This window comes from Bosea sp. (in: a-proteobacteria), assembly GCA_023910605.1.
Taxonomy (GTDB): Bacteria; Pseudomonadota; Alphaproteobacteria; order Rhizobiales; family Beijerinckiaceae; genus Allobosea.
This window is the reverse complement of the sequence record JAAVVV010000001.1, coordinates 956,068-977,910: the sequence shown is the minus strand read 5'-3', so window position 1 is coordinate 977,910 and position 21,843 is coordinate 956,068. Positions and strand designations below refer to the sequence as shown.

Sequence of the window (21,843 nt, the reverse complement as noted above, 5' to 3'; positions counted from 1 at the left end):
GGAGAGAGAGCATGATCACCAGACGCGTCATTGGACTTGTTGGCGCAAGCGTCCTGCTTGCCAGCGCTGCGCTGGCGCAGGCAAGTCTGCCTGCGGCGGGTCCAGCGCCGTCAGGCGCGGCAGCGTCGGGACCGCGCTTCATCACCGTGTCATCGACCACTTCGACGACCGATTCCGGCCTCTTTGGCCATTTGCTGCCGATTTTCCAGCGCAGCACAGGCATCGAGGTGCGCGTGGTCAGCCAGGGCACGGGGCAGGCACTGGACACAGGGCGCCGCGGCGACGCGGACGTGGTGTTCGTGCACGCGCGGGCGCAAGAGCTTCGCTTCGTGGCGGATGGGTTCGGCGTCGAACGCAAGCCGGTGATGTACAATGACTTCGTCCTCATCGGCCCCAAGGCAGACCCCGCCGGCGTGGCTGGAACGAGGGACATTGGCGCGGCGCTGAAGGCCATTCGGGACAAGGCCGCGCCCTTCGTATCGCGCGGCGACAAATCCGGAACCCATGCGGCGGAGCTTGCCCTGTGGAAGGCGGCCGGGCTCGACATCGATCAGGCAAGGGGGCCATGGTATCGCGAGATCGGGCAAGGCATGGGCGCTGCCCTCAACACCGCTTCCGCCATGGGGGCCTATGTGCTGTCGGATAGGGCGACGTGGATCAACTTCCGCAACCGGGGTGAGTCGACCATCGCTGTCGAGGGTGACGGGCGGCTGTTCAACCAGTACGGCGTCATCCTGGTGAACCCGCAGCGGCATCCAACCGTGAACGCAACCGACGGCCAGCGTTTCATCGACTGGCTGGTGGGGCCGGATGGCCAGCGGGCCATCGCGGCCTATCAGGTCAACGGCCAGCAGCTCTTCTTCCCCAACGCGACACAGCCGGGCGTCTGAGGATGACAGGGGCCGCTGCCTCCCGGAGAGCGGTCCTGCGCCTGGCCGGCGCCTTTGGCGCGGGCCTCCTTGCGCCAGCGCCGGGCTGGCCGGACGAGCGCTTCATCACTGTCGTCTCCACGCACACCACGCAGGATTCCGGCCTGCTCCGTCATCTGGCGCCCCTGTTCAAGGCCCAGACCGGGATCACGATCCGCTTCGTCATCTTCGGCTCGGGCCAGGCGCTCGATACTGCCCGGCGCGGCGATGCCGATGTCGTGCTCTCCCATTCGCGGGTCGAGGAGGAGCGCCTTGTGGCCGATGGCCATGCGCGCGCGCGGCGGCCGGTCATGTACAACGACTTCATCATCGTCGGGCCGGCATCGGACCCGGCCGGCATCAGGGGGATGGGCAGCGCGGCGGAAGCGCTGGCAAGGCTGCGCAGCCGGGCGGCGACGTTCATTTCGCGCGGCGACCGCTCCGGCACGCACATGGCGGAACTGGCGCTCTGGGCCCTCGCCGGCGTGCAGCCCAACCAGCTGCGGGGCGCATGGTATCGCGAGATCGGCCAGGGCATGGGGGCGGCGCTGAACATGGCGGCAGCCCAGAATGGCTATGTCCTGACCGATCGCGGCACCTGGCTGAACTTCCGCAATCGGGGCGAGCTGGCGGTGCTTGTGGAGGGCGACACGCCGCTGCGCAACCAGTATGGCGTGATGCTCGTCAACCCGGCACGCCATCCGCATGTGAAGGCGGAACCTGGCCAGGCCTTCGTCGACTGGCTCACGGGCCCCCACGGTCAAGCCGCGATCAACGCCTACATGATCAACGGGCAGCGCCTGTTCTTCGCCAACGCCGCAATGCCGGACGCCTGAGACACGTGTGGCCCGCCCGGATCTGGCCGCCGACCATGTCGGAAAGCTGGCTCCACGGCCTTGATGCCTGACTCAGAGATCAGAAAAGCGACGAAGTTTGCATTAATTTACCGAGTATTTTTACAAAGGTTTAAGCCGCTCGCCTGCATATACACTCATAGATTGTATAAGCGTTAGGGTGCAACTTGAAGAACAGTCCCTCCCTTGATCAGATCTTCAGCGGCGAGCTCGTGCTGTCGACGGCCACGGATGTCCTCACAGAAGCCAGGCAGGTGACGTTCCCCCCTGGGGAGATTGTTCTGGACGGCTCGCGCCTCACACGCATCGATCTTGCCGGGCTTCAGATCCTGGTTGCGGCCGGCAAATCCGCCGCGCTCGCGGGCGCTGCGCTGCGCATCGAGAACAGCAGCGAACCGCTTCAGGATGCCGCGCGCCGCGCCGGCCTGAGCCTCTGAAGCGCCACGACACATCTCCTTATCCTTCTTCGGAGCAAGCCATGGCAGCAATCCTCACAGTCGACGATTCCCCCAGCATACGGCAGATGGTCAAGATGGTCCTGTCCTCGGCAGGCCATGACGTGGCCGAAGCCGGCGACGGCGCTGAGGGTCTCGAAAAGGCCAAGGCGCAGCGCTTCGACCTTGTCCTCACCGACCTGAACATGCCCGTGATGAACGGCATCGCCCTCATCAAGAACCTGCGCCAGCTTCCGGCGCTGACCGGCACCCCCATCGTCTTCCTCACCACTGAATCGGATGAGGCGGTGAAGATGGAAGCCAAGCAGGCCGGCGCCACGGGCTGGATCACCAAGCCGTTCAAGCCTGAGCAGCTTCACGCCGTCATCGCCAAGCTGGTGCGCACATGATGGACCTCGATCCCGCCGATGTCTTCCGCCAGGAGGCCGCCGAACTTCTCGAAAGCCTCGAGGCCTCCCTGCTCGATCTCGGCCAGAACCCCGGCGACGGCGAGCTGGTTGATGCGGCCTTCCGGGCGCTGCACACGATCAAGGGCTCGGGCGCCATGTTCGGCTTCGACCGCGTGGCCTCCTTCACCCATGATTTCGAGACCGCCTTCGACCTGATCCGCAAGGGCAAGATCGCAGCCGGCAAAGAGATCGTGACCTTGTCGCTGGAAGCGAAAGACCATATCCGCCAGCTTATCGAGGACCCGATCAGCACCAGCGAGGCCACTGGCCAGCGCATCGTCGCCAGCTTGCAGCAGCTGCTCGCAGGCAGCGGCGCGGCCGGCGCGCCGCACAACAGCCTCGCAGCCGCCGCACCGGCCGAGGCCGCCGCGGGGCCTGCAAAGCACGAGGGCTGGCGCATCCGCATCGCTTTTGCGCCCGAGGTCATGCGCAACGGGGCCAACCCCCTTGCCCTGCTCGACGATCTGCGCGGGCTCGGCCCGTGCACGATCACGGCCAATACAGACGCCGTGCCGGAGCTCTCCGCGCTTGAGCCGCTCGAGTGCCTGATCACCTGGACGGTCGAGCTTGCCGCGGGTTGCCCGCGCTCGGACATCGAGGATGTGTTCCTGTTCATCCGCGACGAGATGGAACTGGCGATCGAGCCGCTGGCCGCAGCCGAACCTGGCGAGGCGCAAGCGGCGCCAGCGCTGAAGACCGAAGCGACGAGCGCCAGCGCGCCAGTGGAACCCGAAGCCGCGGCTGCCGCCCCATCCGCCGAGCGCGAGCCAGCGGACAGGAACGAAGCGGTTCGCCGGACGGACGCAAAGGGCCAGACCGTGCGCGTGCAGGCCGAGAGGCTCGACGAGCTGATGGACCGGGTGGGCGAACTCGTCATCGTCCAGGCGCGCCTGAGCCAGATCGCCCATGCAGGCGGGGATCTTTCGATCAAGGCGATCGCCGAGGAGATCGAGAGGCTGGCCTCAGGGCTGCGCGATTCCACCATGGGCGTGCGGATGGTGCCGATGGGCTCGCTCTTCGGGCGCTTCCGCCGCCTGATCCACGACCTGTCGCGCGATCTTGGCAAGCCCGTCGAATTCGTCACCGTCGGCGAGGACACCGAGCTCGACAAGACCATGATCGAGCGGCTCGCCGATCCGCTGGTCCACCTCATCCGCAACTCCATCGACCATGGCATCGAACAGCCCGAGCGGCGTGCGGCGTCGGGCAAGGCGGCGACCGGGCGCATCGAGCTTTCGGCGCGCTATGTGGGCGCGCAGGTGCTGGTCACCGTGCAGGATGACGGCGCCGGCCTCGACACGGCGCGCATCCGCGCCAAGGCCGAGGAAACCGGACTTCTCGCTCCCGGCACGCCGATGAGCGACCACGACATCCACCAGTTCCTGTTCCACGCCGGCTTCTCCACCGCCAAGACCGTCTCGGCCCTTTCGGGCCGCGGCGTCGGCATGGATGTGGTCAAGCGCACCATCGAGGCGATGCGCGGCACGATCGATGTGTCCACCGTGGCTGGCAAGGGTTCGTCGATGACGCTGCGCCTGCCGCTGACGCTGGCCATCATCGATGGCCTGCTCGTGCGGGTCGGCCGCAGCCGCTACATCATCCCGCTCTCGGCCATCGAGGAGTGCATCGAGCTGACGCCGGCCGTCGAGGCCCGGGCGCGCGGGCGCAACATGCTCGACGTTCGCGGCGACCTCGTTCCCTTCCTCAAGCTGCGCGAGTTGTTCACCGAGCCCGGCGAGGCCGAGCCGTTGCAGAAGATCGTGATCGTCACCATCGGCGAAACCCGCGTCGGGCTGGTCCTCGACCAGATCATCGGCAGCCACCAGACGGTCATCAAGACCCTGAGCAAGCTGCATGCGGATGCCGTCATGTTCTCGGGCGCCACCATCATCGGCGATGGCTCGGTCGCGCTCATCCTCGACGTCGCGCAGCTTCTCACGATGTCCCACACCCAGCGCAGCGCCGAACGGCACACGGAGGCAGCATGATGGACGCCCAGGTCACCGCATCCCTGCCGGCCGGCGCACGTGCCGACTCCACCTTGCAGGTCCTTATGGTCGGGCTGGGGCGTGAGATCCTCGCGATCCGCACCGAAAGCGTGCGCGAGATCATCGACCCGGTTCCGCTCACTGTCGTGCCCGGCGCGCGCAGCTTCCTGCCGGCGCTCATCAACGTCAGGGGCAACGTCATCCCGCTTGCGGATGTCGCGCTGCGCCTTGGCCTGCCACGCGGCCCGGAGACGCCCGACACGCGCTTCGTGGTCGTGGCGGTCGAGGTCGATGGCGACCCGGTCACCGTGGGGCTCATCGCCGACAAGGTGTTCGAGGTCACCGAGGTGGAGTCCGCCCAATCCATGTCGACGCCACGCATCGGCGCGCGATGGAATCCCGAATTCGTCCAGTTCATGCTCCGCTGGGGCGAGGAATTCGTCCTCGTGCCGGATCTCGAGCTGTTGCTGAGCTGATCCCCCGCCCCCTTCACCACCATTCGTTCCGCAGGCGGGCCAAGAGCGCCGCCCCCCAGACAGGACAAATCGAATGCCTGACGCTGTCAAAAAACGCTCTGCGCTCAAGGGGATCGCCGCCAAGATCACCCTGGTCCAGCTCATCTCGAGCGTAACGATCGCGGGCTGCGTAGGCGGAGTTGCGATCTTCGGCATGTTCCGCCTCGAAGCGAATGTGGAGAGCCTGTACTCCAACCGCGTCGAAGCCATCCAGCAGCTCAAGCAAGTCTCCGACGCCTATGGCGTCGACATGGTCGATGCCGCCCACAAGGTCAGGGCCGGTGCGCTGAGCTGGAGCGCGGGACAGGAGACCCTCGCCAGTGCCGCGACGAAGATCGACCGCGAGTGGAAGAACTACAAGTCCGGCTCGCATTCGGCGGTTGAAGTCGCCCTCGCCGACAATGTGGCCGCAGCGCGGAGCAAGGCGGCCGCCAAGATTGGCGAGTTGCGTGAGATCATACGTTCACAGGACATGCCTAGGCTCGAGAGCTTCATAGCCAGCGAACTTTACGCCACGATCGACCCCATCTCCGAAGCCGTGGGCAAGCTGACCGAATACCAGCTGGGCGCTTCGCGCGAACTGCGCAACCAGAGCGTTACGCTGTTCGACCAGCTCAAACTTCTGATGATCGCCTTGAGCATCGGCATCACGCTGCTCGGCCTGGCCATAACCATCATGGTCGCGTTGGGCATCCGCCGCAACCTGGCGGCCGCGCTGAGCCTCGCCAACAAGGTCGCCGTCGGCAATCTTGACGAGACTGTCGAGGTCAGCAGCCAGGACGAGATCGGCGATCTGATGAAGGCGCTGGAAACCATGGCGACGAACCTCAGGGGCTCGGCGGATGTCGCTGACGCCATCTCCAATGGCGACCTGACCGTGAATGCAAGCCGGCTGTCCGATGAGGACCGCCTCGGGATCGCGCTGGAGGGCATGATCGCCAAGCTGCGCTCGATCGTGAGCCAGGCGGGTTCCGCCGCGTCCAATGTCGCCGCCGGGAGCCAGCAGCTTTCGGCGAGCGCGGAGCAGATGTCGCAAGGTTCGACCGAGCAGGCTGCGGCCACCGAGGAAGCCTCGTCCGCGATGGAGGAGATGGCGGCCAACGTGAAGCAGACGGCCGAGAACGCGCTGGTGACCGAGAAGATCGCCGCGCAGTCGGCCAAGGATGCGGAGGCCAGCGGCATCGCCGTGGGCCGCGCGGTGGATGCGATGCAGACCATCGCGGCCAAGATCAACATCGTGCAGGAGATCGCACGCCAGACCGACCTTCTGGCGCTCAACGCCGCGGTCGAGGCAGCCCGCGCCGGGGAGCACGGCAAGGGCTTCGCGGTGGTGGCCTCCGAGGTGCGCAAGCTCGCCGAGCGCAGCCAGGCAGCCGCCGCCGAGATCGGCACGCTCTCGGGCGACACGGTGAAGGTGGCGCAGGAAGCCGGCGCCATGCTGTCCCGGCTGGTGCCCGACATCCGCAAGACCGCCGAGCTGGTCGAGGAGATCACCGCCGCCTGCCGCGAGCAGGATGTCGGTGCCAGCCAGATCAACCAGTCGATCCAGCAGCTCGACAAGGTGACCCAGCAGAACGCGGCAGCCTCCGAGCAGGTCTCCGGCACATCCGAGGAGCTGGCCTCCCAGGCCGAGCAGCTTCAGTCCACCATCTCCTTCTTCCGCATCGATGCGGCCAGCGGGTCCCGGGCTGAACGCGCGCGCCCGGCCAGCCACGAGCCGCTCGACGGCGCGGTGACGCAGCTGCGCGCCAAGGCCGCCGTGATGAAGGCCGCAAACCGGCCCAAGGCCAAGGCCGAAGCCAGGAAGCCGCAGGCGGAAGCCCGCAAGGTCGCCAATGGCGGCTTCGCCTTCGACCTCGATGGCGGCGGCGACGCCACCGACAACGACTTCAAGCGGTCCTGACCACAAGGCGGGGGGAACACCCCCGCCCGGCGCCAGGCCGACATGTTTCCTCCCAAACTGAAAAGGTCACCCTCATGAAACTGAGCATCAAGTCCAAACTTGCCGGTGCCTTCGGCATCGTGCTGACGCTCGGCGCCATCGCCGGCGGCGTCTCCTACCAGCAACTGGCGAACCTCGACGCGGTTCGGCTGGGGCAGGAGCAGCTGGCCATTCGCGTCGACAAGGTAAGCCAACTGATCGCAGACGTGCAGACCTCGATCAGCTACGAAAAGAGCGCGATCCTGGCAACCGAGGATGACGACGCGGCCAAGCATGCGGCCACGGCGATTGAGATGAGAAACAAGGCCCTCAAGCTCAAGACCGATCTGAACACCAACATCACAGCGGCGGAAAAGCGCCTGCTGGACGCAGTCGTGCCGAAGCTGGACAAGATGGTGGAGCTGCAGGATCAGGTGCTGCGCAACGCCAAGCTCAACTCGAACAGCCACGCCGCGCAGTACTGGCACAAGCAGGGGGCTGAGGCGATCGCCGGGTTCATGCGGGCCTGGGATGATGTCTTCACCCAGGTCGATGCGATCCGCTCGGAGCCCGCAACGCGCGCCGCCGTTTCGATCCAGACCACGCGGCTCTATACACGCCGCCTGCTGATGGAGGTGAGCGAGAGCTTCTCCGCCAGTTCGCTTGCCGAACTCGATGGTTTCCGCACCCGGGCTGCCCGCACTGCGGAACTCGTGCGTCAGGAGACAACCAAGACGGTCGCGCTCGTGTCGGGCGTTGACGTGTCCGCCAGCACGCTTGCGCCCGCGACCGACAAGCTGCTCGAAATGGTCCAGAAGGTTCAGGAGATCGTTCTGGAGGCCGGCGGGATCAAGGCGATCCAGATCTCGACCGGGGAAGGCCGCCGCAATTTCGTGGAGCTTGAAGCCGCGCTTGACGCCTACAGCGGCCATCTTACCGCCGTGAACGCGACCACCTCCAAAAGCGCCTCGGATGCGGCGGCGATGGCGAAGACTCTGCTGTTCTCGATCATCGGGGCCAGCATCGTGATCGGCGCAGTGGCGGCCTTCTTCCTCGCCCGCTCGATCTCGCAGGGCCTCGGCGAAGCTGTGCGGATCGCCCGCGCCGTCGCCGTCGGCAATCTTGACGAGACTGTCGAGGTCAGCAGCCAGGACGAGATCGGCGATCTGATGAAGGCGCTGGAAACCATGGTGACGAACCTCAGGGGCTCGGCGGATGTCGCTGACGCCATCTCCAATGGCGACCTGACCGTGAATGCAAGCCGGCTGTCCGATGAGGACCGCCTCGGGATCGCGCTGGAGGGCATGATCGCCAAGCTGCGCTCGATCGTGAGCCAGGCGGGTTCCGCCGCGTCCAATGTCGCCGCCGGGAGCCAGCAGCTTTCGGCGAGCGCGGAGCAGATGTCGCAAGGTTCGACCGAGCAGGCTGCGGCCACCGAGGAAGCCTCGTCCGCGATGGAGGAGATGGCGGCCAACGTGAAGCAGACGGCCGAGAACGCGCTGGTGACCGAGAAGATCGCCGCGCAGTCGGCCAAGGATGCGGAGGCCAGCGGCATCGCCGTGGGCCGCGCGGTGGATGCGATGCAGACCATCGCGGCCAAGATCAACATCGTGCAGGAGATCGCACGCCAGACCGACCTTCTGGCGCTCAACGCCGCGGTCGAGGCAGCCCGCGCCGGGGAGCACGGCAAGGGCTTCGCGGTGGTGGCCTCCGAGGTGCGCAAGCTCGCCGAGCGCAGCCAGGCAGCCGCCGCCGAGATCGGCACGCTCTCGGGCGACACGGTGAAGGTGGCGCAGGAAGCCGGCGCCATGCTGTCCCGGCTGGTGCCCGACATCCGCAAGACCGCCGAGCTGGTCGAGGAGATCACCGCCGCCTGCCGCGAGCAGGATGTCGGTGCCAGCCAGATCAACCAGTCGATCCAGCAGCTCGACAAGGTGACCCAGCAGAACGCGGCAGCCTCCGAGCAGGTCTCCGGCACATCCGAGGAGCTGGCCTCCCAGGCCGAGCAGCTTCAGTCCACCATCTCCTTCTTCCGCATCGATGCGGCCAGCGGGTCCCGGGCTGAACGCGCGCGCCCGGCCAGCCACGAGCCGCTCGACGGCGCGGTGACGCAGCTGCGCGCCAAGGCCGCCGTGATGAAGGCCGCAAACCGGCCCAAGGCCAAGGCCGAAGCCAGGAAGCCGCAGGCGGAAGCCCGCAAGGTCGCCAATGGCGGCTTCGCCTTCGACCTCGATGGCGGCGGCGACGCCACCGACAACGACTTCAAGCGGTCCTGACCACAAGGCGGGGGGAACACCCCCCCGCCACTGTGGCCCAACGCGCCCCCCATGCCGCCTTTCGCGGCGCAATGACCGAGGCCAACATGGCTGACTCCGCACAATATCTCACACTGGGTCTCGGACAGGAGACCTTCGGCATCGACATCCGCGGCGTGCGCGAGATACTCGACATGCAGCCCATCACCCGGCTCCCCCATGCGCCGCATTTCCTCATCGGAATCATCGATGTGCGCGGCGTGGGCTACCCCGTGGTGGACCTGCGGGCCAAGCTGGGCCTGCCGCGCGTCGAGCCCACGAGCGCGACGCGGATCATCATCATCGACGTGTCCCTGAGCGGGCGCACCATGGGCATCGGCTTCGTGGCCGACCGTGTGCTCGAGGTCACCCGGCTAGACGACACCCAGGCGGATGCACCGCCCGAGGTCGGAGGCCGCTGGGTGTCGCGCTATATCTCCTCCATCGGGCGGAAGGATTCAGGCTTCGTCATCATCTTCGACCTGGCGCGCCTTATGGAAGAGGATGACGTGAACGCAGTCGCCGAAAACGCAGAGGTCGCAGCGTGAACGCCCTGAAGCCCTTGCTCGATCCAGAGATGGACCACCTCTCTGATCGCCATTTCGCTGCGATCGCCACCGCCATCGAAAGCCGCGCCGGCATCAAGCTGCCGCGCGGCAAGCGCACCATGGTGGAGGGACGCCTGCGCCGGCGCGTGCGGGCGCTGGGCCTCGACAGCCTGCGCGATTATGGCACCCATCTCTTTGATGCGGGTGGCCTTGCCGCCGAGATGCCCGAACTCATCGAATGCGTCACCACGAACAAGACCGATTTCTTCCGCGAACCGAGCCATTTCGACTTCCTGCGCGATGGCGCCGTCCGGGAGATCGGCAAGTGGCAGGGTTCGGCGCTGCCATCCTTCAAGGTCTGGAGCGCTGCCGCCTCCACGGGGGCGGAAGCCTACACCACCGCCATGGTGCTGCAGGATCTGGTCGATTCAGGCCGCATCCGCCGCTACTCCGTGCTCGGGACGGACATATCGGTGGAGGTGCTGAACGAGGCGCAGGCCGCCATCTATCCGCGCGAGTTCGTGGAGCCCGTGCCTGCCGACATGCGGCGGCGCTTCCTGATGGCCTCACGGGATCCGGCCTCGGCCACCGTGCGGATTGTGCCCGAACTGCGGGCCCGGGTGGCGTTCCAGCAGCTCAACCTCATAGATGCGGCCTATCCTTTCGACCGTGACATCGACATCATCTTCTGCCGCAACGTGCTGATCTATTTCGAAAAGGACGTCCAGCGCGCGGTCGTCACGCGTCTGTGCAGCCATCTGCGGCAAGGCGGCTTCCTGATCCTGGGCCATTCTGAATCGATGGCTGCCAGCGGCGTGGCTGGCTTGCGGCAGGCCAGACCCACCATCTTCCAGCATATCGACAAGGCATAGCGAGGCAGCGATGAATCCGATTCGTGTTCTAATTGTCGATGATTCCGCCTCGGTGCGGCAGGTCCTGTCGTCGATCCTCAACGACGAGCCCGGCATCAGCGTGATCGGGGCGGCGTCAGACGCCTTCGCGGCCGCTCGCCGGCTCCAGTCCGAGCTGCCCGACGTGATCATCCTCGACATCGAGATGCCGGGCATGAACGGCCTCACCTTCCTGCGCAAGATCATGGAGCAGCGGCCCATCCCGGTCATCATCTGCTCGACGCTGACGGAGGCCGGCTCGCCCATGCTGTTCGACGCGCTGGAAGCCGGCGCGGTGGACGTGCTGCCCAAGCCGCGCGTCGGCACCCGCAATGCGCTGCTGGAGACGGCGGACCGGCTGTGCCATGCGGTCCGCGCCGCAGCCCAGGCGAGGCTCAGGCCCAAGCGCGCGCGCATGGAGATCGAGAAGAAGCTGTCCGCCGATGCTATCCTGCCGCCTCCGGTTCTCCGCAGGGATCGCGTCGCCACGGATCGCATCGTCTGCATCGGATCGTCCACGGGCGGCACCGAGACCCTGCGCGAGGTGCTTGAGCAGCTGCCCGAGACAAGCCCCGGCATCGTCATCGTCCAGCACATGCCCGAAAGGTTCACCGGCGCCTTCGCACGCCGCCTCAACGGGCTTTGCAGGATGGACATCAAGGAAGCGGAGGATGGCGACGAGCTGACGACCGGGCGCGTGCTGTTCGCGCCGGGCAACCGGCACATCGTGCTGCAGCGCACCGGCCAGCGCTATCATGTCGCGATCAAGGATGGCCCGCCGGTCTCGCGGCACCGCCCGTCCGTGGACGTGCTGTTCCGCTCCGCCGCGCAAAGCGCCGGGGCCAACGCCATGGGCGTGATCATGACCGGCATGGGCGATGACGGCGCGCGCGGCCTGCTGGAAATGCGAAATGCAGGGGCGATGACGCTTGCGCAGGACGAGGAGAGCTGCGTGGTCTTCGGCATGCCGAAGGAGGCGATCGCGGCCGGAGCGGTGCAGCGCATCACGCCCCTTGCGCGCATTCCGCGCGAGATCATGGACTGGCCCTCGGCGCAGCGCAGCGCGCCGGGCCCGGCCGCGCGCAGCGCCTAGCCCGGTCTCGCCACATGCAACCTGCGATCCAGATACTGGCGAGGGACACGATGGCGCCGGGGCCTTTCGTGCCCGATGACGTGCTGTCCCTCCTGCGCGAGGGCGAGGCCGACATCGACCGGACCTTTGCGGAGGTGGGTCAGCGCTTCGGCGCGGGCCTCGCCATGTTCGACAGCCTCAAGGGCCGCCTGCGCGCGGTGGCTGAGGAGATCGGGCACCCGGAGATGGCCGAGGCGCGCGAGGCGCTGGCCGGGCTCTCGCGCGACATCCTCTCACTGCAAGACAGGCTGGTCGATGAAAAGGCCGCGCTGGAGGCCCTCAAGGACCATAGCGAGGCGGCCGGCCGGCTGCTTGGCGAGCTGTGGTCGAGCATGCGGCTCGTCGGCATCCTGACCCAGAACCTGCGTATCGAGCGCGCCAGCATCAGGGGGCCGGCGCGCGATCTGGAAGCCTTCGCGGAAGAGGTCGGGACCTGTTCGCAGCGCGCGCGCGATGTGATCGACAGCTGCGCGCGGAGCCATCGCGAGATCACGAGCCGGATCGCCGCCGCCCTCAAGGCGCAATCCGCCTTTGACGGGCAGATGGGCGCATCGCTGTCGCAGCTTGCGGAGCAGATCGACCAGAGGCTGCGTGAGCTTGGCCAGCGGCAGGCCGCCACCGCAGGCGTGGTCGACGAGATGGCCGCCCATTCCGGTCGGGTCATCATGGCCACCAGCGAGGCCGTGATAGCGCTCCAGTCCGGCGACAACATCCGCCAGCGCATCGCGCACATCATCACCGCGCTCGGGATCGACGATGGCAGTATCGAGGGTCTCAGCCCGGTGCTGACGACGTTGCAGGGCGCGCAGCTGAGGGCCACCGCCGCGCTGCTGGACGAGGATTGCGGCCGCGTCAGCGAAACCCTGGCGCTGCTGGGCGACGAGACCGGGCGGCTGACCCGCTCGGTGGAGGGCTTCGTCGGCGCGGGCGATGCGGGATCGTCGACCTCGCTGGTCGCCGATCTCGAGACCGGGCTCGGCGCCGCTTCCGAGATCCTCGGCCATTGCGACCGGGCGCGCAGCCGCGTCGATCATGTCATGGCCGAACTCATCACCTTCCTCGAAGGCTTCGAGACGGCGGTGACGGAGTTGCGTCGCACCGTGCTGGACATCGTGTTCCTGGGAACCAATGCAGGCTTGCGCGCCGCGCATCTGGGTGAAGGCGGCCGCGGGCTGGTTGTGATCGCCAAGGAGCTCAAGAGCGGCGCCGACCTGGTCGAGCGTCAGGCTCGCGAGCTTGGACCCACCTTCGGGCGCATGCTGGCCGCTTCGACCGAACTGCGCCAACGCGCGGTCGATGCGGGCCGGATCTCGACCTTCGATGCCACGGTGCAGGGCTCGCTCGGGCGCATCCGGCGCGTGGGCGAGCGTCTGGGGGACCTCCTGCAACGCCTGCATGATGACGCCGCCGCGTTTTCAAGCGACATCGTTGCGGCCCGCCGGGCCTTCATGGCGACGGCCGCGCGCACGGACGGAATCGAGGACATCGCAGCGCGGCTTGAAGCCATGGCCGATGACGCGCAGGGCCATGACGCAGCGGACCCGGCGGCCATCACCTCCGTGCTCGCGCAGAAGGTCTGGCCGCTCTACACGATGAAGGCCGAGAGAGAGGTCCACCGCGCCGTGCTGGCCGCCCATGGCCTCGACGATGGGCAGCCGGCGCCCGCCCCCGCGGCCGAAGCCGGATCGCAAAGCGGCGCGGACTTCGACTCCTTCGACGACTTCACCGACTTCGCCGCCTGAAGCTGACAGGCGGCAACGAGGCTCAGCCGCCGTTGCGGCGCAACCAGTCCAGCATCGAGGCGATCTCCTCGGACTGGGTGCGGATGACATCGCGCGCCAGCTTGCGCATGTCCGGGTCGGCGCCATGGCGAAGCTGGATCTTCGCCATCTCGACCGCGCCTTCATGATGGGGGATCATGCCGAGCATGAAATCGCGGTCTGCGCTGCCGCTGGGCGGCAGGTCCATGTCTGCATGCATGCGCGCATTGGCTTCCTCAAAGGCTTTTTTCACCAGCGCAGCGCTTGGCCCCGGCGCGGATGCTGCCTTGAGCGAAAGCCAGCCCTGCATCCGGGCGATCTCGGCCTTCTGGGCCGCGATCACGGCATTGGCCAGCGCCCTGACCTCGGCATCATTGCCGAACTTCAGCACGATCTCGGCCATGTCCACCGCGCCCTGGTGATGCGGGATCATGCCGCGCGCGAAGTCGACATCGGCATTGCCCGTGAGGGGAACGGCCATGTCCTTGTGCATCCTGGCATTGGCGGCGGCGAAGGCTTGGGCCGCCGGATAGGCCGGCTGTGCCTGGGCGGCGCCATGGCCGGCATGGCCGCCTGAAGCTGGCGGGTTAGCCTGCGTGCCCTGGGGCGCGGGGCTTGCTTGCGCGCCCTGGGGCGCGGGGCTTGCTTGCGCTCCGTGCGCTCCGTGGGCGCCTTTCCCTCCATGGGTGCCGTGGGCGCCTTGACCGGCGCGGGGCTGGGCCGGCGCGGAGCCATGCCCGCTGTGCTGGGCAGCCAGCGGCACGGCCGCGGCGGCGAGGAAGGCGGAGACGATGACGAGCGTTTTCATGATGGCTCCTGTTGTGTCGGGTTACCGTAAGGTCGGTTGATGCCTCAGTTCACGCGGCCCGTCGCAGTCTTGCCGGCGTGGTCGGTCAGTTGCACCGCGCCCTTCACCGCCTGGAGCGCGACAGGCGTGGTCCCGGTCAGGCGGCTGCCATCGGGGGTGGGCTCGAGCGTCACGCGGTGGGTCTTGCCGTCGACCACGAGGATGGCGAGGGCCTTGAAGCCGGTAGCCGGCAAGGGCTTGTCATTCAGGTCGGAGACCAGGACATCGAGCGTGGCGCCCTTGCCGATGACCTCGATGTGATAGCTGCCCGCATCGACCAGCGCGCCCCCATTTGGCCCCTTGCGTGGTTCGTGGGCCAGGGCCGCCAGCGGCGACAGGATCAGCAGGACGGCGGCGACAAGGGCGCGCAGGGTGGCGGACATGGGCCTGGCTCCTCAGAAGGCTTCGGCGGATTGCGGCTGGTCGCGGCGGGCAAGCGCCGCAGCGGTCTGGTCGGCGCGCACGCCATCGACCAGACGGCGCAGGGGCGCGGCCCCATAGCGCCGTCATCAGCACCGGCGTGAGGCGCTCCAGCGAGCCGCGCGTGACCAGAGCGCGCATGTCCGCCCCGCTTTCAAAGGGCATGCGCTCATGCACGGCGAGGTTGATCCAGTGGCTGACCTTCAGGATGCCGTTGCGCGCCGCGATGCCGGTGAGCGTGATGAAGCCGATCATGGAGGCGACCGAGAGCGGCTGGCCCGCCCACCATAACGCCGCGACCGAGCCGATCAGCGCCAGCGGCACCGAACCCATGATAACGAGAGCGAAAAGCACGGACCGGTAGCGGCTGTAGAGAATTGCGAAGACCATGGCCAGCGACACCAGCGAGAGCAGGCTGATGGTGCGGCTGGCCTCCTCCTGCGCCTGGAAGGCGCCTTCGAGGCTGAGGGTCGCCTTGCGCGTGCCGGAAGGGGTCTCGATCTCGATGGCGGCATCGGTTACGGCCTCGTTCGTCACGAAGCGGTCGCGGCACAGGTCCAGCCCGCCTGCGCCCGGAAGCATGAGGTCGAGCACCACCAGATCGATCGGCTGCCTGTCGAGCGCGGCGAGCATGTCAGTGCCGTCCCGCGCCAGCACGACCTCAAGGCCGTTCTGGCGGAAGAAGCTGGCGAGCAGGTCCCGGATCTGGCCGTCATCGTCGACGATCAGGATCCGCGCCATGGGCTCCGTGGAAGGCAGGGACGCATTCATCGCAGGTTCGGGCTCGGCAGGTCAGCGCGGGCGGCCTCCTGTTTCCGCCCTTTTCCGGCCTGATGTCAAACCATGGCTGCCGTTCTGCGTCTGCCAAACCGATTCAGGCCAGGGCGTAAAGCGCCGGCAGGAAGAGGATGGTCAGGATAGCGGCCACAAGCATGCCGCCCCGATGGTGATCGGCATCGACCCCCGGAAGGCGGAGGTCGAGATCGGGATCATCGCCAGCACGGCCGCCAGCGCCTTGGGCGCCAAAGGGCGCGCGCGGCGCTCGGTGGCTTCAACGATCGCGTCCTGCAAGGGCGCCCGCCACCACATCCTGCTCGATCTGATCCACCGGAAACATGGTGTTGCGCATGATCATCCGGCCAGCGCGATCAGGCGCGGGCTTGCCGCCCTTGGCTCAAGCTCGCGGACCGAGTGCGAGATGATCGTCCGCGATCGCGGCGAGCAGCGCCTTATCGTGGCTGATGAGGACAAGGCCGAGCCGCTGTTGATCGACGGTTGCACGCAGGAGCCGCATCGTCTCACGCTGCACCACCGGGTCGAGCCGCGAAGTCGGCTCATCGGCGATGATCGCCACCGGATCAAGCAACAGGATGCGTGCCAGTGCGAGCCGCTGGGCCTCGCCGCCGGAAACCTCGCTGGGGCGGCGGCTCATCAGCCGATCATTGACCTTCAGCCTTTCAAGCAGCGGCGGCAGATCGCGTGCGACCGAGAGGCCGGACTTGACGTCTTCGAGCGCAAGGAACTGGCGCGCAAAGGTCAGGTGCGGCACGAAGGCCCTGATTGGATCCTGATGCAGCTTTTGATAGCGCTGCCGACGGGTCCGGATGGCGGATGGAGCTGCGACGATGTCGACCCCGCCCCATTCGACGCTGCCGGCGATCGGAGGGCGCAGGCCAAGCAGAATGTCGCCCAGCGTGCTCTTGCCGCTGCCGCTCGGCCCCGAGATCGCCAGCACGCCGCCTTTCGGGAGATGCAGGTCAAGGTCCTCGAACAGCATCGCCCCCTTTGGCCAGCCGAAGGCGAGACCGTGCGCGGACAGCGCAAGGCTGGTCATGTCGCAGCAGCGGTGGCAGTGCGGCCAGTGCCGCGGATCGGCGGCCAGCCAGGTTCGCGCGTACTCGCTTTGGGGCGCAGACAGAAGTCCTGCGCTCGGTCCATGCTCTATCACCCGGCCATTCCGAATAATCGCCAGTTCTCCGCAAAGCTCCTCTGCGAGCCTGCGGTCATGGGTGATGACGAGCAAGCTGCGTCCGGCGGCTGACAGGCGCTTGAGTGCGGCGATCGCCTGAGTCACGCGGTCGGCGTCGAGGCCCTTGGTCGGTTCATCGGCGACGATGATCGGCGCGCCGACGCCCAGCGCCGAGGCGACCAGCACGCGCTGCGCCATGCCGCCTGACAGCGTGAAGGGATAGGCTTCTGCGGTCGAACCAGGCAAGTCGAAAGCTGTGAGGGCCGGCTTGATCGCCTCCTCGTCAAGGCCGGCCAGCGCCATCTGCCGCTTTACGCGCATGGTCGGATCGAGCGCCGCGGACGGCTCCTGCGGGATCAGCATGATCTGCTCGCGCCACAGTGCGGCAAGGAGTTTCGGTTCGTTCGCAGGGATTGGCTCGTGGCCGCCGACCCTGATGTCTCCCGTGACGGACAAGCCGGATGGCAGGAGGCCGAACACGGCCTGCGCGATCAGGCTCTTGCCGCTGCCGGTCTCGCCAATGAGCGTGAGAACGCCCCCGCGCGGCACGGACAGCGACACGTCGTCGACAAGCGCGACGCCGTTCCTGTCGCGGATGGAGAGATGCGAGATCGTGAGCGCAGCTTCAGTCATTGCCACCTCCCGCCGGGTCCGCAGCAAGCGCGCGGCCCGCCAGGGTCAGGGTCAGCACCGAAAAGAAGATCATCACACACGGCGCCGCCATCTGGACGAAGCCCTCAGTGAGGAAGGGCAGGAGTTCGTTGATCATCGCGCCCCATTCGGGTGTGGGCGGTTTCAGGCCAAGCCCGAGGAAGCCGAGCGCGGAGATCGACATGATGGCCTGCCCGACGCCGAGCGTGGCCAGCGGCATCACTGCGCGCAGCACGGGCGGCAGGACGTGGCGGGTGAGGATGGTGCGCTCGGAGAAGCCCGCGAGGCGCGCGGCCTCGACATGGCCTTCCCGGAGCACGCTCGTGGCCACTGCCTCGGTCATGCGGGCGTATTGCGGCCAGAGCGCCAGTTTCAACCCGATCAGCATCGGCCAGATGCCGCCGCCCAGGAAGCCCGCGAAGAGGAGCGCCAGCAGCAGGCCTGGGAAGGCCAGCATCAGATCGGCCAGACGCATGATCAACGCCCTGACAAACACGCCGCCATTGGCTGCGATGAGCCCGAGCGTGATGCCCACACTGGACGCGAGCGCCACGCACAGGACAGCAAGCCCAAGCGAATGAGGAGCGCCGGCCAAAACACGCGAGAGGATGTCGCGGCCGACATGGTCGGTGCCAAGCAGGTGATTGATGCCTGGCGCCTCCATGACCCGCATCAGATCCTGCGCATTGGGGTCCTGCGGCGCAAGGAACGGACCTGTCAGGGCAAGGCCAGCCAGCGCCGCCAGCGGCCAGACGGAAGGCGGCAGGCTCCGCGCGCGGACAGGCTCTAGAACGAGGCTCATGCGCGCGCCTCCGCGAGGCCGCGCGGGTCGAGCCAGAGGCGCATGAGGTCGGCCAGCAGGCTCACGACAGCGAAGGCGAAGCCGATGATGAGGCCCGCCCCCATGATGACCGGCACGTCGCGCGCGATCAGCGCCTTGACGAGCAGTTCGCCGAGGCCCGGATAGTTGAACAGCGTCTCGATGACCACGAAGCCGTCGATCACGAAAGCGAATTGCAGCGCGGCATAGGTCACGACCGGAATCGCGGCGTTGCGCACCCCATGGTGCCGGAAAGCGGCGGCCGGGGTCAGGCCCTTCACCCGCGCATAGGTCATGAAGAAAGCCGAACGCACCTCCGCCACCGCGTTGCGGATCACGGGGATTGAGAACGCGACGAGCGAGAGTGCCAGCGTGAAGGCCGGCAGCACCATATGCGCCCCCGTCCGGAAGCCGGCCGGCGGCAGCCAGCGCAGCGTAAGCGCAAAAAGCGTGATGAGCCCAATGCCGACGAGGAAGGTGGGCAGCGAGGCGAGCGTCACAGCAAGCGCATTAGTCATCCGGTCGACAGTGCCGCCGGGCCTGAACCCGGCCATGACGCCGAGCGGCAATGCGATCAGATAGGACAGCAGCCAGCCGATCAGGCCGAGTTGCAGGGTGAAGGAGGCGTGATAGGCGAGTTCCTGCGTGACCGGCTTGCCCGACAGCAGCGAGCGGCCGAGATCGCCCTGAGCGAGGTTCCCCATCCACTGGCCGTATTGCACGATCAGTGGCCGATCGAGACCTTCCTCGCGGCGGATGCGGTCGGCGGTCTCTGGCGTGACGCGCTCGTCGCCGACGCGGGCGGCCGCGATGCGCAAGGCAAGATCGCCTGGCAGCGCGTGCACGAAGACAAAGCACAGTGAGGCGAGGACCGCGGCTGTCGCCAGCGCCTGCCCGATGCGAAGCATGATGACGCGCAGGACCCCGTTCATGCCGGCACGCCCTTCAGCCGCGCGCCGATCCGGTCGGCGACGGCGACGCAGGCCGCAGCGATCACGATGAGCAGCGCGCCGAGCAGGCTGATAGGCTCCGGCCAGAGCGCGAAAACGGCGAGGTCGAACAGGATGGCCCAGATCATCGCCGTGTACTCGAACGGCGCCAGCGTCGACACCGGCGCGCGTGCCACAGCCTCCGTCATGGCGATATGCGCAAAGCCGCCGAACAGGCCCGAAGCGATCAGCGCGAGGAGCGCTGTGTGCCCGACATCGGCCCAACCAAATGGCCAGGTGGCCAGCCCGCAGGCCGCGCAGACCACCGCGAAATAGAACGCAATTGCCGCCGGCGCTTCGGTCGCCGTCAGGCGCTTGATCTCGGTCTTGGCGAGCGCGGTGGTTGCAGCGCAGGCAAGCCCAGCGCCCACGCCGATCAGCGTGCCGACCGCGAGTTCCGGTCCCACCATTGCTGGCCAGAGCATCAGCCCGACGCCGAGGAAGCCGAGAAGCGTCGCAGCCACCACAACGATCCCCGGACGCTCGCCCAGCGTCGCGATGGCGAGCGGTACGACGATGAGCGGAGCAAGGAAGGACAGCGCGGTCGCAAGCGCCAACGGCAGATGCGCAATCGAGAGGAAGGAGAAGAACATCGCCGCACAGCCGTAGAGGCTGCGCTTCACATGGCCGAGCGGCCGCTCGGTCCTGAGCCCATGGCGAAGCTGACCGCGCCAGGCGAGATAGACGAGGATCGGCACGAGCGCGACCGCGCTGCGCCAGAAGACGATCTGGCCGACCGGCGCCTCGACGGAGGCCAAACGCACCGACAGGCTCATCAGCGAGAAGAACAGCGTGGCGAGCAGGCGCAAGGCAATCCCTGCGCCTGCTCCACCAACAATCCCGGCCATCGCGGTCGAGACGCTGCTCACCGGCTTCCAACCATCAACCGAGGCTCACCTTCTGCAGCATGTAGCGCGTTTCGAACGGATCGATGACAAGGCCCTTCACCCGCTTGTTGACAGCAACCGTGTGCTCGAACCAGGCAATAGCCGCGACCGGCACCTCGTCCCGGATAATTTTCAGGATATCCTTTCGCAACGTTGCCTTGCGGCTCTCGTCGAAGCTCTGGACATACTCGTCGGTGAGCGCCTTGACGCGGTCACGGCCGGGCCAGTTCAGCGTGCCCCAGGTCGAGCGCTCGCGGGTGAAATCCGGGATGATCGTGGCGATGACTTCGGGCACGTTGACATAGGTGCGCGCAACCATGGTCATCTGCATGGTTCCAGCCTGAATCGCGGCGGGAATGGCCGCCGAGGGGCTCGGCTCAATCGACAGTTCCATGCCGATGGTCTTGAGTTGCGCCTGGATCGCGGTCGCCATCACGGCAAGTTCAGGACGATTGGCGAGGGTGAGCACCTTCGCGGAAAGGCGCGCACCCTCCTTCGCGCGCACACCGTCGGCACCGCGTGTCCAGCCAGCCTGATCGAGCAGTGCATTCGCTCCAGCCACGTCGAAAGGATAGGCCGGCAGGCTTTCGTCATGCCAGGCGGGCACGGCCGCAGGCAGCAGCTGTGTCGCTGCCGATCCGGGATGGCGCAGGACAGCCGAGGCGATACCCCTGCGGTCAATGGCCATGTTGATGGCGCGGCGTACGCGCACATCCGCAAATTGCGGCAGCCCCGAATTGAACGCCATGACCCGTACGCGCGGAATGGTGAGGCTCTCGACCTTCATCTGTCCCGCCGCATCGATGCGCGGAGTCGCAGCTGGCACCGTCGTGAAGATAATGTCCTGATCACCGGCGATCGCGACATTGGTGCGCGTGTCGCCATTGGGAATCGCGGTGTAGCGGGCGCGCGCGACCTTTGGCTTCTCGCCCCAGTAGCGGTCGAAGCGTTCAAGCTCGATCACGGTCTTCCCGTCGATCGATGTGATGCGGAACGGGCCGGTAGCTATGACGCGGCTCACCTTGCCATCTGCCCCCCACGAGGCTGGCGCAAGAATGACCGAGGCATAATCCACCAGCACAGCAGGGAGATGGCTGAAGGGCGTCCTGGTCTTGAGGACCAACGTATCACCCTCGACGGTCAGCTGATCGACCGGGATCTGCTGCATGCTCTCTCCGGCGAGCGAACGCCTGAGGCTTGCTGCCGCAGCTTCCGCCGTCACCGGCGTGCCGTCGTGAAAGACGGCGCCCGACCGGATCTTGAAGCGCCAGGTCAGTCCGTCATCGGCCACCGTCCAGCTCTCCGCAATGCCGCCGACCAGCTTGCCATCCGGCTCGACCATCACCAGCGTCTCGGCGATCTGCATCCGGGTCATGATGTAGCCGGTCTCGGTGGGTTCGTTCGATGTCCATTCCCAGGGAGCAGCGACGCGCAGGACGCCCACCTCCTGAGCGGAGGCGAGCGAGGGGAAGGCGAGTGCTGTTGCCGAAGCGGCAAGCGCCAGCGCCGAGCGGCGGGTGATCGGAGTGCTGGTCATGGAGACATC

General features: G+C 67.1%; 20 protein-coding genes and 2 pseudogenes. 12 read left to right on the top strand and 10 right to left on the bottom strand.

All coding sequences use genetic code 11. From position 1 onward, the window contains the following. Positions 1–11 precede the first annotated feature (11 nt). The 12 genes from HEQ16_04835 (at position 12) to HEQ16_04780 (ending at position 13,696) form a co-directional block, all read left to right on the top strand. A complete protein-coding gene (locus tag HEQ16_04835) occupies positions 12–890 on the top strand; it encodes a solute-binding protein (protein MCO4053368.1) in 879 nt (292 codons plus the stop codon). Between the two features lie 2 nt (positions 891–892). Then, positions 893–1,744 carry a solute-binding protein gene (locus HEQ16_04830; protein MCO4053367.1) on the top strand — a complete coding sequence of 284 codons (852 nt, stop codon included), beginning with the start codon at positions 893–895 and terminating at the stop codon, positions 1,742–1,744. A 185-nt stretch (positions 1,745–1,929) separates the two neighbouring features. Continuing rightward, positions 1,930–2,199, top strand: coding sequence for an STAS domain-containing protein (locus tag HEQ16_04825; GenBank protein MCO4053366.1), 270 nt, complete (start codon positions 1,930–1,932; stop codon positions 2,197–2,199). Positions 2,200–2,240: 41 nt separating this feature from the next. Beyond that, positions 2,241–2,606, top strand: coding sequence for a response regulator (locus HEQ16_04820; protein MCO4053365.1), 366 nt, complete (start codon positions 2,241–2,243; stop codon positions 2,604–2,606). Beyond that, positions 2,603–4,654 carry a chemotaxis protein CheA gene (locus HEQ16_04815; GenBank protein MCO4053364.1) on the top strand — a complete coding sequence of 684 codons (2,052 nt, stop codon included), beginning with the start codon at positions 2,603–2,605 and terminating at the stop codon, positions 4,652–4,654. The genes HEQ16_04820 and HEQ16_04815 overlap by 4 nt, the downstream gene beginning before the upstream one ends. Further along, positions 4,654–5,130: a chemotaxis protein CheW gene (locus HEQ16_04810; protein ID MCO4053363.1), complete on the top strand. Its 477-nt coding sequence runs from the start codon at positions 4,654–4,656 to the stop codon at positions 5,128–5,130. Before HEQ16_04815 ends, HEQ16_04810 begins: the two co-directional genes overlap by 1 nt. A 193-nt stretch (positions 5,131–5,323) precedes the next feature. After that, positions 5,324–7,072 (top strand): HAMP domain-containing protein, encoded by a 1,749-nt coding sequence (locus tag HEQ16_04805; GenBank protein MCO4053362.1) that lies wholly within the window; start codon positions 5,324–5,326, stop codon positions 7,070–7,072. A gap of 74 nt (positions 7,073–7,146) precedes the next feature. Continuing rightward, entirely contained in the window at positions 7,147–9,366 is a 2,220-nt protein-coding gene (locus tag HEQ16_04800; GenBank protein MCO4053361.1) for a methyl-accepting chemotaxis protein, read from the top strand. 86 nt (positions 9,367–9,452) lie between these two features. Next, positions 9,453–9,932 carry a chemotaxis protein CheW gene (locus tag HEQ16_04795; GenBank protein ID MCO4053360.1) on the top strand — a complete coding sequence of 160 codons (480 nt, stop codon included), beginning with the start codon at positions 9,453–9,455 and terminating at the stop codon, positions 9,930–9,932. A 29-nt stretch (positions 9,933–9,961) separates the two neighbouring features. Continuing rightward, on the top strand, positions 9,962–10,804 hold the full coding sequence (locus HEQ16_04790; GenBank protein ID MCO4053359.1) for a chemotaxis protein CheR: 843 nt from the start codon (positions 9,962–9,964) through the stop codon (positions 10,802–10,804). Positions 10,805–10,814: 10 nt separating this feature from the next. After that, entirely contained in the window at positions 10,815–11,915 is a 1,101-nt protein-coding gene (locus HEQ16_04785) for a chemotaxis response regulator protein-glutamate methylesterase (protein MCO4053358.1), read from the top strand. Positions 11,916–11,929: 14 nt separating this feature from the next. Then, positions 11,930–13,696: a hypothetical protein gene (locus HEQ16_04780; GenBank protein MCO4053357.1), complete on the top strand. Its 1,767-nt coding sequence runs from the start codon at positions 11,930–11,932 to the stop codon at positions 13,694–13,696. 22 nt (positions 13,697–13,718) lie between these two features. Here the strand turns inward: HEQ16_04780 and HEQ16_04775 are convergent, their stop codons facing one another. The 10 genes and pseudogenes from HEQ16_04775 to HEQ16_04730 all read right to left on the bottom strand — a co-directional run bounded on the left by HEQ16_04775 (position 13,719) and on the right by HEQ16_04730 (position 21,834). Then, positions 13,719–14,522, bottom strand: coding sequence for a DUF305 domain-containing protein (locus HEQ16_04775; protein ID MCO4053356.1), 804 nt, complete (start codon positions 14,520–14,522; stop codon positions 13,719–13,721). Between the two features lie 44 nt (positions 14,523–14,566). Continuing rightward, positions 14,567–14,944, bottom strand: coding sequence for a hypothetical protein (locus tag HEQ16_04770; protein MCO4053355.1), 378 nt, complete (start codon positions 14,942–14,944; stop codon positions 14,567–14,569). A gap of 115 nt (positions 14,945–15,059) precedes the next feature. After that, positions 15,060–15,446: pseudogene (locus HEQ16_04765) on the bottom strand (efflux RND transporter permease subunit). A gap of 78 nt (positions 15,447–15,524) precedes the next feature. Next, positions 15,525–15,752, bottom strand: a pseudogene (locus tag HEQ16_04760) (response regulator). A gap of 141 nt (positions 15,753–15,893) precedes the next feature. Further along, positions 15,894–16,052 carry a hypothetical protein gene (locus HEQ16_04755; GenBank protein MCO4053354.1) on the bottom strand — a complete coding sequence of 53 codons (159 nt, stop codon included), beginning with the start codon at positions 16,050–16,052 and terminating at the stop codon, positions 15,894–15,896. 103 nt (positions 16,053–16,155) lie between these two features. Next, a complete protein-coding gene (locus HEQ16_04750; GenBank protein ID MCO4053353.1) occupies positions 16,156–17,583 on the bottom strand; it encodes an ABC transporter ATP-binding protein in 1,428 nt (475 codons plus the stop codon). Then, positions 17,576–18,403, bottom strand: a complete 828-nt coding sequence (locus HEQ16_04745; GenBank protein MCO4053352.1) for an ABC transporter permease subunit — start codon at positions 18,401–18,403, stop codon at positions 17,576–17,578. Before HEQ16_04745 ends, HEQ16_04750 begins: the two co-directional genes overlap by 8 nt. Next, positions 18,400–19,353: an ABC transporter permease gene (locus HEQ16_04740; protein MCO4053351.1), complete on the bottom strand. Its 954-nt coding sequence runs from the start codon at positions 19,351–19,353 to the stop codon at positions 18,400–18,402. Before HEQ16_04740 ends, HEQ16_04745 begins: the two co-directional genes overlap by 4 nt. Then, entirely contained in the window at positions 19,350–20,258 is a 909-nt protein-coding gene (locus HEQ16_04735; GenBank protein ID MCO4053350.1) for a DMT family transporter, read from the bottom strand. Before HEQ16_04735 ends, HEQ16_04740 begins: the two co-directional genes overlap by 4 nt. A 34-nt stretch (positions 20,259–20,292) precedes the next feature. Next, positions 20,293–21,834, bottom strand: coding sequence for an ABC transporter substrate-binding protein (locus HEQ16_04730; GenBank protein ID MCO4053349.1), 1,542 nt, complete (start codon positions 21,832–21,834; stop codon positions 20,293–20,295). Between the last annotated feature and the right edge of the window lie 9 nt (positions 21,835–21,843).

Coding starts and splice junctions, on each gene's coding strand:
- HEQ16_04815 (MCO4053364.1), top strand. CDS start 2,603: ATGATGGACCTCGATCCCGCCGATGTCTTCCGCCAGGAGGCCGCCGAA.
- HEQ16_04785 (MCO4053358.1), top strand. CDS start 10,815: ATGAATCCGATTCGTGTTCTAATTGTCGATGATTCCGCCTCGGTGCGG.
- HEQ16_04780 (MCO4053357.1), top strand. CDS start 11,930: ATGCAACCTGCGATCCAGATACTGGCGAGGGACACGATGGCGCCGGGG.
- HEQ16_04745 (MCO4053352.1), bottom strand. CDS start 18,403: ATGAGCCTCGTTCTAGAGCCTGTCCGCGCGCGGAGCCTGCCGCCTTCC.
- HEQ16_04805 (MCO4053362.1), top strand. CDS start 5,324: ATGTTCCGCCTCGAAGCGAATGTGGAGAGCCTGTACTCCAACCGCGTC.
- HEQ16_04800 (MCO4053361.1), top strand. CDS start 7,147: ATGAAACTGAGCATCAAGTCCAAACTTGCCGGTGCCTTCGGCATCGTG.
- HEQ16_04820 (MCO4053365.1), top strand. CDS start 2,241: ATGGCAGCAATCCTCACAGTCGACGATTCCCCCAGCATACGGCAGATG.
- HEQ16_04740 (MCO4053351.1), bottom strand. CDS start 19,353: ATGAACGGGGTCCTGCGCGTCATCATGCTTCGCATCGGGCAGGCGCTG.
- HEQ16_04770 (MCO4053355.1), bottom strand. CDS start 14,944: ATGTCCGCCACCCTGCGCGCCCTTGTCGCCGCCGTCCTGCTGATCCTG.
- HEQ16_04810 (MCO4053363.1), top strand. CDS start 4,654: ATGGACGCCCAGGTCACCGCATCCCTGCCGGCCGGCGCACGTGCCGAC.
- HEQ16_04830 (MCO4053367.1), top strand. CDS start 893: ATGACAGGGGCCGCTGCCTCCCGGAGAGCGGTCCTGCGCCTGGCCGGC.
- HEQ16_04730 (MCO4053349.1), bottom strand. CDS start 21,834: ATGACCAGCACTCCGATCACCCGCCGCTCGGCGCTGGCGCTTGCCGCT.
- HEQ16_04835 (MCO4053368.1), top strand. CDS start 12: ATGATCACCAGACGCGTCATTGGACTTGTTGGCGCAAGCGTCCTGCTT.
- HEQ16_04750 (MCO4053353.1), bottom strand. CDS start 17,583: ATGACTGAAGCTGCGCTCACGATCTCGCATCTCTCCATCCGCGACAGG.
- HEQ16_04735 (MCO4053350.1), bottom strand. CDS start 20,258: ATGGCCGGGATTGTTGGTGGAGCAGGCGCAGGGATTGCCTTGCGCCTG.
- HEQ16_04775 (MCO4053356.1), bottom strand. CDS start 14,522: ATGAAAACGCTCGTCATCGTCTCCGCCTTCCTCGCCGCCGCGGCCGTG.
- HEQ16_04790 (MCO4053359.1), top strand. CDS start 9,962: ATGGACCACCTCTCTGATCGCCATTTCGCTGCGATCGCCACCGCCATC.
- HEQ16_04795 (MCO4053360.1), top strand. CDS start 9,453: ATGGCTGACTCCGCACAATATCTCACACTGGGTCTCGGACAGGAGACC.